The 13,595-nt window shown below is 48.6% G+C and carries 13 protein-coding genes; 7 read left to right on the top strand and 6 right to left on the bottom strand.

All coding sequences use genetic code 11. From position 1 onward, the window contains the following. Nucleotides 1-220 precede the first annotated feature (220 nt). The 6 genes from A1359_RS04225 to A1359_RS04200 all read left to right on the top strand — a co-directional run bounded on the left by A1359_RS04225 (nucleotide 221) and on the right by A1359_RS04200 (nucleotide 4,885). Complete coding sequence (locus A1359_RS04225) at nucleotides 221-1,012, top strand: L,D-transpeptidase family protein (protein WP_066978479.1); 792 nt, start codon at nucleotides 221-223, stop codon at nucleotides 1,010-1,012. A gap of 182 nt (nucleotides 1,013-1,194) precedes the next feature. After that, nucleotides 1,195-1,797 (top strand): class I SAM-dependent methyltransferase, encoded by a 603-nt coding sequence (locus tag A1359_RS04220; RefSeq protein ID WP_066978476.1) that lies wholly within the window; start codon nucleotides 1,195-1,197, stop codon nucleotides 1,795-1,797. Nucleotides 1,798-1,931: 134 nt separating this feature from the next. Beyond that, the gene (locus A1359_RS04215; protein ID WP_157200463.1) at nucleotides 1,932-2,369 is read left to right on the top strand and encodes a hypothetical protein; all 438 of its coding nucleotides are present in this window, start codon (nucleotides 1,932-1,934) and stop codon (nucleotides 2,367-2,369) included. A gap of 145 nt (nucleotides 2,370-2,514) precedes the next feature. Continuing rightward, nucleotides 2,515-3,921: a cytochrome c peroxidase gene (locus tag A1359_RS04210; protein ID WP_232322106.1), complete on the top strand. Its 1,407-nt coding sequence runs from the start codon at nucleotides 2,515-2,517 to the stop codon at nucleotides 3,919-3,921. 49 nt (nucleotides 3,922-3,970) lie between these two features. Beyond that, a complete protein-coding gene (locus tag A1359_RS04205) occupies nucleotides 3,971-4,477 on the top strand; it encodes a DUF1269 domain-containing protein (RefSeq protein WP_066978467.1) in 507 nt (168 codons plus the stop codon). Nucleotides 4,478-4,525: 48 nt separating this feature from the next. Further along, nucleotides 4,526-4,885: a NifB/NifX family molybdenum-iron cluster-binding protein gene (locus A1359_RS04200; protein ID WP_066978464.1), complete on the top strand. Its 360-nt coding sequence runs from the start codon at nucleotides 4,526-4,528 to the stop codon at nucleotides 4,883-4,885. 89 nt (nucleotides 4,886-4,974) lie between these two features. Here A1359_RS04200 and sorB read toward each other — a convergent pair whose 3' ends face one another. From sorB to feoB, 6 genes are all read right to left on the bottom strand, one after another. Beyond that, a complete protein-coding gene (gene sorB, locus A1359_RS04195) occupies nucleotides 4,975-5,619 on the bottom strand; it encodes a SorB family sulfite dehydrogenase c-type cytochrome subunit (protein ID WP_066978461.1) in 645 nt (214 codons plus the stop codon). 9 nt (nucleotides 5,620-5,628) lie between these two features. Continuing rightward, a complete protein-coding gene (gene sorA / locus A1359_RS04190; protein ID WP_066978458.1) occupies nucleotides 5,629-6,867 on the bottom strand; it encodes a SorA family sulfite dehydrogenase catalytic subunit in 1,239 nt (412 codons plus the stop codon). A gap of 204 nt (nucleotides 6,868-7,071) precedes the next feature. Next, nucleotides 7,072-7,542: a ferritin-like domain-containing protein gene (locus A1359_RS04185; protein WP_066978455.1), complete on the bottom strand. Its 471-nt coding sequence runs from the start codon at nucleotides 7,540-7,542 to the stop codon at nucleotides 7,072-7,074. 3 nt (nucleotides 7,543-7,545) lie between these two features. Beyond that, a complete protein-coding gene (locus tag A1359_RS04180) occupies nucleotides 7,546-8,283 on the bottom strand; it encodes a ZIP family metal transporter (RefSeq protein ID WP_332310061.1) in 738 nt (245 codons plus the stop codon). A 2-nt stretch (nucleotides 8,284-8,285) separates the two neighbouring features. After that, on the bottom strand, nucleotides 8,286-10,274 hold the full coding sequence (locus A1359_RS04175; RefSeq protein ID WP_066978449.1) for a heavy metal translocating P-type ATPase: 1,989 nt from the start codon (nucleotides 10,272-10,274) through the stop codon (nucleotides 8,286-8,288). A gap of 20 nt (nucleotides 10,275-10,294) precedes the next feature. Then, nucleotides 10,295-12,817: a Fe(2+) transporter permease subunit FeoB gene (feoB, locus tag A1359_RS04170; RefSeq protein ID WP_083960487.1), complete on the bottom strand. Its 2,523-nt coding sequence runs from the start codon at nucleotides 12,815-12,817 to the stop codon at nucleotides 10,295-10,297. A 579-nt stretch (nucleotides 12,818-13,396) separates the two neighbouring features. On the opposite strand from feoB, the gene tnpA reads away from it, so the two are divergent. Continuing rightward, nucleotides 13,397-13,595: IS66 family insertion sequence element accessory protein TnpA (tnpA, locus tag A1359_RS04165; protein WP_408606524.1), on the top strand; the 199-nt coding region annotated here is incomplete at its 3' end.

Genomic DNA, 13,595 nt, shown 5'->3' with positions numbered 1-13,595 from the left:
TAACTTAATGGCAGTGATGGTCAGAGTGTCAGCTAGTTGATTTACCACAAGTCGGAGGATAGTATCATTGCCTGACTTAAACGCGTGAATACGCCAATGAGTTGTCACACGTCTTGAGCATGATCGAGTGCTTTCTGCTGATAACGCAGACTTAGAGCTTGCGAATATATTGCGAAATTACCTAAACTATTCCGGTCTACACTTTTTTTAAGCGCGCCTTATGAAATCAAGAGCCAAAATCATTGCCGTCTTGGCCTTAATAGAATTGCTAAGTGCGTGCTCTGACCACAAACCCGTTGGAAAAAAAGTCAGTACTACTGCCGTTAAACCTCAAACCCAGGCTAGCCGAACCCCCTATTATTTTCCACCGCCCATCGGTCAACGGACTAAGGAAGATATTCTGCAAATTTACGGCAGCTACGCCACAAATAAACTCAAACCTTATTTTTCCAAGGCCAAGGTTTCCTATCCGCCAAGGGAAGTCATTTTCATCGCCTTGAAACAAGAAATGAAACTGGAGCTATGGGCCAGAGACAGCGGCGAATTTCAGTTCATCCGCAACTATGACGTGCAGGCTGCCAGTGGCGTGAGCGGCCCCAAATTGCGACAAGGCGACAAGCAGGTGCCGGAAGGTATTTACCGTATCGAGGGTCTGAACCCCAACAGCCATTACCACTTGTCGATGAAAATAAATTATCCCAACGAATTCGACCTTTTCCATGCCTGGCAGGAAGGACGCAGCAAGCCTGGTTCGGATATTTTTATCCATGGCGATGCCGTATCCATTGGTTGTCTGGCTATGGGCGATGAAACGATAGAGGAGCTTTTTGTACTCACCGCGCAAGTGGGCGTGGAAAATGTGAAAGTTGTGATTGCCCCGCACGACCCCAGAATCTACTCTCTGCAAGCTGACGCCAACCTTCCCGCATGGACCACAGAGCTTTATGCGATGATCTCCCGCGAAATCAAAGCCCTGACACCTAGGGTGAACTCAGCAAAAGCTGGATTATAACCATCAAGACTATAAATCAGCGCCCTGATATTTTTGCACCTCAGGATGCTATAGATCATCGCCTAAAAGATGCCGGGGAAACGCAAGTACTCACTGGGTGGTTCTTGCTTGAAATGCAATCGACCTCAGAGTGCAAACATGTGTAAATTCTATTTATTGTAACGATCGAGGAATTGCCCGCTATGACCGATTTATTTAAAGAAAAGGCCCAGGACTGGGATGCCAACGACATGGTCAGAGGCCTGTCCATCGGCATTGGCGCAGCCATTCATGCCAACGTAAAATTAGACAATAGCATGACCGTGATGGACTTTGGCGCGGGCACCGGCTTGATTACTTCGCAAATCGCGGATCAGGTCGAAAGAGTAATAGCCGTCGATGTATCGCAAGCCATGTTGGACAAACTGATGGCCAAAGCGGATTTGCACGGCCAGGTTGAAGCGCTCTGCCGAAATATTCTGGAAAATCCGTTATCAGACCGTTTTGATCTCATCGTCAGTGCCATGGCCCTGCATCACGTGGAAAACACCGAGCAACTGATTGCCTGCTTTGCCGAACATCTGAAACCCGGCGGCAAGATTGCACTCGCTGACTTGGACGCGGAAGATGGCACATTTCACCCTGCCGATATTCAAGGCGTTTACCATCATGGCTTCAACCAGGATGCTTTCCGGTCGATACTGTCGGAACAGGGTTTCAAGGACATCCACTTTGTAACGGCCCATACGGTAAATAAAGGCGATAAAGCCTATCCAGTCTTCCTGGTGGTCGCCAAGCGGGCTTGATATCGCGCTGCTCTCCACCCCGGTTCTTGCAAATTTTGCTTCCACACTAACTGATATCATTCTTCATTTGCTTGTTTTGGGCTGCGCAACGAGATACCCTTACCCAAGCGTAACCTCAACAAAAAATAACCTCGATGGAAAAAATGTTTCACTGGTTAGCCGCTTATGACAAAGTTGCAGCAATCGTAGTATCGCTAACGGTACTGATTGGAGCGATCATCATAACGCCTCTTTGTGGACTATTATTTCAATGCCATTGCGACTGGCCGTGGCAAAGGTTTTATTTCGACTGTAATTATTTTCAGCCTGAAGTGACGCATAAATGTCCTTGGTGTACCTCTGACCTGGCAGGACTTGGCTCAATTGGGATGGCCTTAATTCTGGCAATGCTAGCTGCGCTATTTTCAAAACCCGATATGTTTGCAGCGAAAGCAATCATAAGCAGAGTGATGTTTGGACTTACGATATTTATGTTGATAGCCACTATATCCGGAGCGCTAGCCGCGTATAGCCAGGATTATCCGCATGGCATCGGAGGTTTATATACTATAAAGGTGCTGATGAATGATTAACCCGCTAGCTACTGCCTGCTATTTTGGCTAGGAATGAACGTTATCCGGCTACTTTATTTTTCAACAAACTCGATTGACACTGATTATCTTTAAAACGCTTTATCGTCTACACTATATAAGAATCCTCTTATTTATTAGGAATTAAATGATGAAGAAATTCCCGCTATTAATACTATCGCTGCTGGCCATTATTTTATTTTTCCCCATCTCCAACCTGATAGGCTTGCAGGGTAAAAACGAATTGATCCCGGCTGGTTTGAACAGCTCGGATAGTTTCAGAAAGGTTTCACAGATCATGCAGAATAAGTGTGTTGACTGTCATGCGCCAGGCATGCTGCGTAAACCGTTCTATGCGGATTTCCCAATCGCCAAGCAGTTGATGGAAAAGGATATGCAGCAGGCCAGTGCCAGGCTGAGTCTGTCGAAAGAGTTATTTAGTGGCGAGACAGCATTTACCCCTTTGCAGTTGGCTAGGCTGGAGTACGTCGTTAGTAACGACAGCATGCCGCCAACAGAATATCTGTTAATGCATTGGACTGATAGTTTGACTGACGACGAAAGGAAAACCATCCTTACCTGGATTGCTGAACAGCGGGCGAAATCGCCGTGGAGCCAGGACGCCACCGCTGAGTTTAAAGGCGAACCGGTGCAACCTTTGCCGCTGACGGTCGAGTTGGATATGGGTAAAGTGAGCTTAGGTAACAAACTGTTCCACGATCGCCTATTATCCGGTGATAACACCCTAAACTGCGCGTCGTGTCATGATCTGACTCGCGGCGGCACCGATCAAGCTAAAGTCGCCACCGGCATACGCGGACAACAGGGGCCGATCAACTCGCCGACTGTCTATAACGCCATGTACAACATCGCCCAATTCTGGGACGGCCGCGCCAAGGACTTGCAGGAACAAGCTGCCGGCCCGGTTGCCAATCCTATTGAAATGGGCGCAAAATGGGATGAAGTCGTCGAAAAACTCAAGCAAGTTCCCGACTATCAGCAGGCCTTTGCCGAACTTTATCCTGAGCAAGGCCTCAACAAAACTACAGTTACCGATGCGATTGCGGTATTCGAACAATCCCTGCTAACCGGCAACTCCCGCTTCGATCAATATTTGCGTGGAAATACCGCCATTCTGAGTAACGACGAAATACAGGGTTATCAGTTATTCAAGACAAATTGCGCATCCTGTCACTTCGGTCCCGCGCTGGGCGGCCTGTCGTATGAAAAAATGGGCGTCAAGCAAGATTATTTCAAACAACGCGGCGGCGAACTGACCGAAGCCGATAATGGTAGGTTCAATGTCACCAAACAGGAGCAAGACCGTCATTTCTTCAAAGTGCCTGTATTACGCAATATCGAACTAAGCTTCCCATATTTCCACGACGGTTCGGTTGATAATCTTGCCGAAGCGGTTCGGGTTATGGGCAATGTTCAGCTCGACAAAGCTTTTACTAAGGATGAAATTGCCAATATGGTTGCTTTCCTGCAAACGCTGACGGGTGAGTATAAAGGAAAGCCACTCACACAACTAACGACTGAAGACATCCAGTAATCTGAGTTTTATGCTGACAATTTCAATTTAAATAAAACAGGAGTAGACCATGAGAAGAATCTATTTTTTAGCCCCGGATATCGAAACGACGCATAAAGTCGTTGATGAATTACGCGCCGAAGGTATAGAAGAACGGTACATTCATGTGTTGGCAAAACGAGACACACCTTTAGAAAATATGCCCGAAGCCGGGATATTAGAAAAAACCGACTTTATACCGGCAGTCGAACGTGGCGCGGCTTTGGGGGCGACCACCGGTTTGTTGGCAGGGCTTGTGGGATTGCGCTTTGCCGGGTTTGCTATTGCTGGCGGCCCTGTACTTGGGGTTTTGGTTTTTGGCGCTACTATTGGTGCCATGATGAGCGGTTTGTCGGGTCTTCAGGTTGGCAATTCCAGAGTCAGGGACTATGCGGATGCGATTGAGCGCGGCGAATTTTTAGTTATGATCGATATTGCAAAAGAACGCATCGATGCGATTCGGCAATTAATTACCAAGCATCATCCGAGTGCCGAATTTGAAGGTATCGAACCTCTATTGCCCCCCAATTATTTCTAAATAGCCGAAATCAAACATGATTTAAGCCCGCAAATATCGAGAATTACTATGAAAATTGCAGTTGCTAGTCAAAATCGAAAAGAGATCACCGGCCATACCGGCCGCTGTAGAAAGTTCTGGATTTATACTATCGATAACGATGTCATCGCCGCGAAAGAAATGCTGGAACTGCCAAAAGAACAGTCTTTTCATGAGTCATCACGCTGGGAGCCATCACCTTTGGATGACGTGCAAGTATTGATCGCGGGCGGCATGGGGACCGGCTTGGCTAGGCGCTTACAAGAAAAAAATATCCAGGCATTGATCACCAAGGAGACCGATCCTGATCAAGCTGTAGAGGACTTTTTAAACGGTAATTTGAAAACCGAACCTTTAGAACCGCACGAGCATGGGCATAAGCATCAATAAATATTTCGTTGGGCTTCATTCTATTCAGCCCAAGCTACATTTTATGATCGCCTCCGGCCCGAGGTAGTTTTCACCCTCCGTGAATGTGTCTATTGCTGCTCTAATATAAACTTGGCTAGTATCCTAGCTTGCTCGGCATTTAAGCTAGCCATAGGCGGCATAGGTATTTCGCCCCACTTACCCACGCCACCTTTTTGCATCGAACTTGCAAGCATATTTTGAGCTTCTGCTTGTTGTTGATATTTTGATGCTATTGTTTTAAATGATGGGCCTAGCCTCTTTTCGTCAATAGCATGGCATCCCATACAGCCGTTCGAATTAAGTAGATCTTGTGCCTGCGGAGCGGCTTCAGCTTTGGGTGGGTTGACAACAGAGGCGGCTATAATTCCGCTATCCGTGGCTTTTGCAGTGCCATACACTACGGCAAGATATGCCCCAATGCTTTTAATGTCGGCTTTACTCAATGAAGCGCCATAAGAATGTTCCATTTTAGCCACCTCAGCAGTCCACTGAGCCTGGCTCATACCAGGAGGCTGATACTGAATATAATCAACAGAATGACAAATCATGCATTTCTGAGTGGCAAGATTGTATCCGGGTAGATCAGACACGGGTAACTTAGCCGTTTCTGGCGGTAACTTTATTTGATTTGGAGCGGCTAAGCTTTGAGAAGAAGTGGCTAAAAAAATAAATGAAAAGGCTAGGATTGAGCGAAAATAGTTTATTGCTTGCATGATTTATCCTTAAACAATAGTCACAGGGGTTGTTTCAATCGCATGACGACGATAGCCACCTGGGTTCCAATCCGCTTTAACAGGTTGCACTTCTCCCTTATTGTTACCTGCACGTACCATAAGCACTGCATTGCCTTTTTGCCTAAAAGTGGTGTCCAGTTTCCATTCCCGGAACGAGAAGCGTCCCAGACTTTCAGATAATGTTGTAGCCTTCCATGTTTGTCCACCGTCGACTGACACATCGACACTTTTTAAGCCTTCTCCACTATCAAAAGCAATGCCTTTTAATTCCACACTGCGATTTACAGGTAACTGATCACCCGCCATAACACTCGTAATAAAGCTACGCACTGGCAAGCTTGATATCGGTCGTGTTTTATCTGCTGCCGTACCTGGTGCAACGCACATGCAGTCATTATCAGGGAGATGATAGGCTTTGCTCATAAAAAAAGCATCATGCCCTTCATAGGCATGGTCTAACACCACAATATCGGATAAATGTTTCACCCAGTAAGTGCCAAAATACCCCGGTACAATCAGTTTAAGAGGATAGCCATTTAAGAAAGGAAGATCTTCCCCATTCATTGCCCAAGCCAACATGGGTTCCGGGCTTAGTGCATGCTCAATATCAAGTGTTTTATGAAAGTCGGGTGTTGTAGGGAGAACAGGCTTATCTAGGCCGTTGAAAACAACTTGTTTGGCATCAGATAACACGCCTGCTTTTTCCAATACAGCTTTTAGTGACACGCCAGTCCATCGAGCATTACCCATAGCTCCATTGCTTAACTGTGCGCCGAACACTCGCGGGGAAGAATAACCTCGGCTATTACCCGAACATTGATTAACAGCAACGAGCTCGACTTGTTCAACAATTGATTTAAGTTCATCCAGGGATAAACTCAGCGGCTTTTTAACAGCGCCTGTGATATTTAAACGGTACTCTGCCAGATCGATAGTAGTAGGGAAGTTCGCCAGATGGTAACGCACGTAAAAAGCATCATTCGCAGTAATTACGCTTTCATTAAATGTGTTAAATGGAGTTTCCAAATGTGGTGGGCGACTATGTACAAGAATGAGTTTACGTTTGCCTGGGAACTGCACTAACGGACGCTCACCACCCGCAAAAGTAACACCTTCGCCTGTATCTTGTGCGGCACGACTTATTAATGGGGCAGCTAAAGCGAGTGTGCCAGCATTGCGTATAAAGCGACGGCGCGCGAGTATAAGTTTATGTTCATTGTCAGTCATATCATTAGTTTCCTTGGCGATGTGAATTCAGTCATTACTTCATAATTGAAGATTTCAAACAGGCAATCTAATCAACATTTTCAAAATAAAAGGCTAGCAGCTTAATGTTGTAATTCCAAAGTTAACGGAAGACAGGTTGAACTTGACAGTCTCGAATGGAGCTATTCTAGGCATGGCACAAGTTATGTCTGTTTGTGATCGCACTCATGATCGCCCTCTATGCCGGCCTTGGTGTCCTGAGCCGCGTCCATGGTGACCGCCGCCCATTGAAGAACCTTGCGCACAACGCTGAAATGCCGGCAGATGCCGCAACTGCGAAGCATCTCTAAGATTGTGGAACACCCTGACTATGTCCGGATGCACTATCGTTTTAAGCAAGCGTTCGTAGAGTTCGGCATTGGCGATCTCGGCGGCGACGCCGGCTTCGCAAGCGGCTTGCAGATTGGCGTATCGCTCAACTTTTCCCGGCCAGGGATTTTCCGGCACAGACAGACCATAGCGCGCAAACAGCGCATAAAGCGCCTCAATATGTCGGCCTTCAGCATCGCGAATATTACTAAACGGCTGCGCATCGCCGAAATCGGCAAGTACTTGTTCGTAAGTCGCGAAGGCATGATACTCGTCATCGAGTACTTCATTCAGTGCGTGAATTTCAATCTCCGATAGCTCGTTCATATCTTAAGCTCCTAAGTGAAAGAACAGGATGCTGGCAATGCCTGCCAGCAACAGCAATAGTTGACGCAACGAGGCCATAGGCGTGACATGCCGGTGCAATCCAGGAATCAGGTCAGCAGTTGCGATATAGATGAAACTGGCGGCGGAAATCGCCAAAATATAGGGTACCGCCTGGCTCATCTCGGCCAGCCAGAAATAGGCGAACAGTGCGCCGGGAAGAGTACTGGTGGATGACAGCCCATTCAGCAACAAGGCCTTGGTTCGGCTATAGCCGCTGTCTAACAGGATGGCAAAGTCGCCGACCTCCTGCGGCACTTCGTGCGCAATGACCGCTAACGATGTCGCGACGCCCAACGGAATCGAGGTCAGAAAGGCTGCGGCGATCACCACGCCGTCGACAAAATTATGGAAGGCATCGCCGATTAGAATCAAGGGTGCGGCACGGCCATGAACATCGCAATCGGCATCATGGCAGTGGCGCCAGATAACCAGTTTCTCCAAAACGAAAAACGCCACCATGCCGGCTAATACCGTCGCCATGAATGCGTGTGACGGAGCCCGTTCAAGCCCGGCGGGAATCATGCCCAGAAACGCGGAACCGAGCAAAGTGCCGGTGGCATAGCTAACCAGATAAGGCACCAGCACCTTACGAATACCTTCCGGAAAAACCAAAAGCAAGACGGAACAACCGACCGCACCAATGCTACCCAAGATACTGAAGCCGACTATCCACAGCAACATGATCAGCGCTCTGGTTCTGCAACTATTTCAGGGGCAGCTGCTAACAGCTCGGGCTGACAGTGCTGCTCGCGGCTAACCATCTGATCCATTTTTTCAAACACAGGACCGATGATGGATTGTTCGATACCGGTGAAATACAGCCGACCGGCATTGACGACCACGAATACCGAACTGACATGATGCAATAAGGCTGCAAGGATAGGGTTGAGCAGGCCGAAGGTGGCCATGGCCAGACCGATACTGTTGAAACTGACCGCCCATAGATAGTTTTGCCGAATAATGCCGCCCATTTTATGGCTGAGCCGCAAAATGGTCACCAAATCCTGGGCATCATTGCCGAGAATGACCACATCCGACGAAACAATCGCCAGATTGACGTTTTTATGTCCGCCGATGGCAATACCCACATTGGCAGCTGCCAGGGCCGGTGCATCGTTGACACCATCGCCCACCATCGCCACTTTACCCTGGATCTGGTATTTTTTGACCAGCTCGGTTTTATACTCCGGTGTGCAATTAAAATAATATTCGTCGGCATTGATAAAGTCGGCCACCCGCTTGGCCTCCTGCTCTTCGTTGTCGCCGGTCGCCAGAATGACTTTTTCTATCCCGCAAGCATGAATGGTGTCAGCTAAGCCTTGCATTTCCGACAGCATGATGTCGCGAATCACTATGACGCCTTTCACTTCGCGGTCTACGGCCAGCCAAATGGCGCGGCCGGCATACTCGATGGCAGGCAATTCAATATCCTGGTAGCTAAGCGTTTCGGCACTCCCTATCAAAATATCCTGTTGCTCAACACGAGCCTGTATGCCTCGACCAGGCAAATCTTCCGCCTGCTCGACCGGCAGCAATTGGGTTACTCCCTGCGCTTTCGAGAAGTTGATGATGGCGCGCGCAATTGGATGATCGAAGCGGGATTCAATCGAAGCAGCCAGTTGCAATAATTGCTGCCGCGGCATGCCGATTTCGATAATCCGGCTGACTTCGGGTTCCGCCAAGGTGACTGTACCGGTTTTATCCAGAATCAGGGTTTTAATATCCTGCATGCTTTCCAACGGTTCGCCGCCTCTGGCCAGGATATTGGAGCGGGCCAAACGGCCGATATTGGCGGCGAATGCCGTCGGTGTCGCCAGCGCCCAGGCGCAAGGGCAGACCACCGCCAGTGCCGTCGCCATCAGATGCAGACTGCCGGTGATAAACAACAGTAAAAATGAATAAGCTGTGACCGATAGCAGCAGAATTTGTACCGTAGTATCGGCCCGCTTTTGTAGCGCCGATTTATTCAGCAGGCTGTTTTCGATTTCCTGGGTAATCACGGACAAAAATGAATCGTCACCGTTTTTGTCTGCCTTGACTTGCAACGGACCGGTAAGATTCAGGGTACCGGAGGTCACCTCGGCGCCGATTGCTTTATAGACGGGAAAAGGTTCGCCGGTAATCGTGGATTCGTCGATAGCCGAGTTGCCCTCGATGATGATGCCGTCTACCGGCACCATCGCACCTTTCGGAATCAGCACCACATCATGCTGACGAACCCGGTTGATCGGTATCTCCTCAACATTGTCATCTCTTAGCACTTGGGCGGTTTTTTTGCCTTCCTGAATCAAGCTTTCGATTTTTTCCCGGTTCTTGCGAATAATCGTAAACGAGATGTATAAACCCAAGCCAATAAACCAGGCCACCATCGCCCCGCTCAGAGGTGCGCCGTCAATCAGTGTCACTGTCATTACCAGTACGATTAACAACTCCGCCGAGACTTTATGCATGAACAGTATGGTTTTTAGCAAGGCCTCAAGATAAATACCCAGGCAGACCAGATAAAACGGCATGCCCAGCCAAAATAAAACCGGCAGGTCATAGAGCGCATCCAAGCCGAACATCACTACAGGAATGACCGCGGCGATAACGCGCAGCAGCATGATGTCGCCGCGCGGACTGATTTTCAGCAATTCGGCGTCGATTTTGTCGAAATAGTATTTATAAGGCATAAAATTATCCTTTTGCAGGTTCAAATATCGCTTGTGCGATGTTTGCCCCAGTAACGGAATACCAGCACCACAGTGCTGGTAATGGCGATTATCCCCAACAGCCAGCTGCTCGAAGAGAGCGGATGCTGACTAAAGGTCGCCAGTTGATAAAACAGCGTCGCGGTCAGATAAGCCAAACCGGTGGCCCACAACACCATGAACACCGACCAGCGCAGGCTGGATTCGCGGTAAGCCGCCGCCGATGTGGCAATACATGGAAAATACAGCAGCATGAACAGCAAATAGGCAAATGCACCGATTTGGCCGTGAAAATGCGTCTGCAGTGCGGCAGCAAAATGATCCTGTCCTACCGACTGAGTGACGGAGGCTATGCCCAACATTTTTTTCAAGCCCATCGGAATGGTCATAAAGGCCTGTTTGACGGCGGTGGCTAAATCAAACGCTGCAGCCTGATGGGCTGATTTAGCTTGATTGGATTCCGCGTATATCGTTTTCAGGGTACTGATCGCAACGACTTTATGCAAAATACCGGTGAACAACGCAACCGTGGCCGGCCAATTGTCTTGGTCTATACCCATCGGCGTCAGTGCCGGCGTCACAGTGCGTCCGACAGCGCTGAGTACCGAGTGTTCGATGTTATTGGCTTTAAAGGAGCCGTCCGTCCCTAGTGAACTGAGAATATTCAGTATCAGGACCATGCTGATGATGATTTTTCCAACCCGCATGACAAAAGTCTCGACCCGGGTCCAGGTGTTGATCAGCACATTTTTAAGCTTAGGCACATGGTAGTTGGGGATTTCCATCAATACCAAAGAGAATGCCTCTTTCAGGAAGGTGTGCTTCAGGAGCAGCGCGGTCAACACGGCGAACATCACCCCTATCAAATACAGGATAAAAATGATCACCTCGCCGTTGTCCGGGAAAAATATAGCGGCAAATAAGGTGAAAACCGCCAGGCGTGCCCCGCAGGTCATGAAGGGATTCAACAGAATGCTCAACAGGCGGTCGCGGGGATGTTCCAGCGTACGGGTTGCCAGCATGGCCGGCACATTACAACCAAAACCCAGGATCATCGGCACGAAGGCTTTGCCGGGCAAGCCCAATCCGCGCATCAATCTATCCATCGCAAAGGTTGCTCTAGCCATATAGCCCGATTCTTCCAGTACCGAGATAAACAAATACAGAAAACCCAAAATCGGAATAAAAGCGGCCACTTCGCGAATACCGTTGCCGACGCCTTGCGCTGCCAGCATGATCAGCCAGGATGGACTGTCCAGTAACGCCAAGCCATGCGCGAGACCATCAACGAAGAGTGCCTGGGCCAGATCGTTGAAAAACGGCTTGAAGGCGCGACCGAGTTTGATCGTGAAGGTAAACATCAAATACATCATGCCGAAGAAGATCGGAATCCCGAAAACACGGTGTAGCACCACTCTGTCGATTTTATCGGATAGGTCGCGGCCGATTTCCGACTGTCGCTGCAGCGTTTCCTGTACCAGAAGATTGATAAAACCGTAGCGACTATCCGCGATCGCGATGTCGATTTCGTCGCCAAGCTCGACTTCGATTGCACGGCGCAATTGTGCTGCCGTTTCAGTTAGGGTTGTATTGGCCTGACCGAGTGCAAATCCATCTTGCTCCAGTAGTTTTAACGCAAACCAACGAGCATCGCCAGCGCGTTTTTCCAGTTGTTGTTCGACCAGCGGCGTCAAACTTTCCAGCGCCGCTTGAATCGCTGTGGGATAGCTGATGGCAAAATTCGCCAGGATGTTATGTTCCGCCAAACGATCGATGCTGGATTTCAATTTCCGGGTGTCGTCTGCACGAGTGGCCACCAGCGACACCAACGGACACTGGAGTCGACGGGCGATTTCGTCGCTGTCGATTTTTAGATCGCAACCCGTGGCATCGTCCATGTTATTCAGCACCACCAGCATCGGCAAGTGCATTTCCAGCAGCTGTGTGGTCAGGTACAGATTGCGTTCCAGATGCGAGGTGTCGACGATGTTGATGATTAGATCGGCTTTTTGAGACAAGATGTATTCGCGGGCGATTTTTTCATCCAGCGAGGTAAACTTTTCGTTGATGTCCAAGGTATAAATGCCGGGCAAATCGACTACTTCGACGGCTTTGTTACAGTAACGGTAAATGCCGGTTTTCCGCTCGACAGTAACCCCGGCCCAATTGCCCACATGCTGTCGTGCGCCGGTCAGGCTATTGAATAGGGTGGTTTTTCCGCTATTGGGATTGCCGATGACGGCGATGGTGTATGCTTCCTGAGAGATGGTTTGTGAAGGCTGTGCGAGGCTGTGCATGAGTTTGATGTTCAAGCCGGCCGCTTCATCCATACGCAAACTGAGATCGGTGCCGCGCATGCGGATTTCAATCGGATCGCCTAAAGGCGCGACTCGTATAACTTTGAATTCCGTGCCGGGCGTCAAGCCCATGGCTAATAGTTTTTGCCGGTAAGGCAATAGATTTTGATCGTAACTGGCGACGCGTCCCCAGTCGCCGACTTTCATGTCGCGCAGATTGATAAACATTTTCGAGCCATCCTGATCCCGTGGGTGCAAAAAGAGGCAGTGAATGTCTGATATTTGTGATTGCGCCGCCCGTGCTGCCGAATATTAGTTTTATCTCATGCGGGGTTAATTGTAAACACTAAATTTAGCCTAGCAAATAATCCTGTAGACACTCTGCATGTCGCAAATTGGCTGATTGAATAAAGCCAGTCTCAATTGCTGACACTCAAATTTCATGGCTTTGACGAAGCCTAAGGCATGTAACAACCCACAAGTGACATTCACCTTGCATATTTTCCTATGTCAGTAACTTAGCACTTAGCAGACACTAAATATTCAGTCTGTCAGATGAATTTCTGTTGCTACATACAATAGTCTTGAGAATATAAATTTGGGGCGAATTACAGGCATTCCAAAATTAAAAATTGATGCTGTGGTTAATCCAATCAACCATCTGTTTCTATGAATTCATGCTTCGAATACAGCCATAGAATAAAACCATGGCTGTATTTTCGTAAGCGCCCTTAAATCCGCCTCTTAAATTCCCCGCCAGTCGGCGGCATACTGTGTCTCACATTAACTTGATTGAGGTATAGGCACATGAACGACACCCTTGGCCAAAACCGACAAGCTGAATGGCGGGCCCGTATTGATGCGTACCAGGCCTCTGGTTTATCCGGCAGTCAATTTTGTCAGGCCCATGATCTGATCTATCACCAGTTCGTTTATTGGCGGCGAAAACTTTTCAAAGCGGAGCAGATTGTCCGGCGTAGAGATCCAGCTACTGTCAGCGGTTTTA

The organism is Methylomonas lenta (assembly GCF_001644015.1).
In the GTDB taxonomy this organism is placed as follows: domain Bacteria; phylum Pseudomonadota; class Gammaproteobacteria; order Methylococcales; family Methylomonadaceae; genus Methylomonas; species Methylomonas lenta.
The sequence above is the reverse complement of the archived record's forward strand: the minus strand, read 5'-3'. Positions and strand labels throughout refer to the sequence as shown.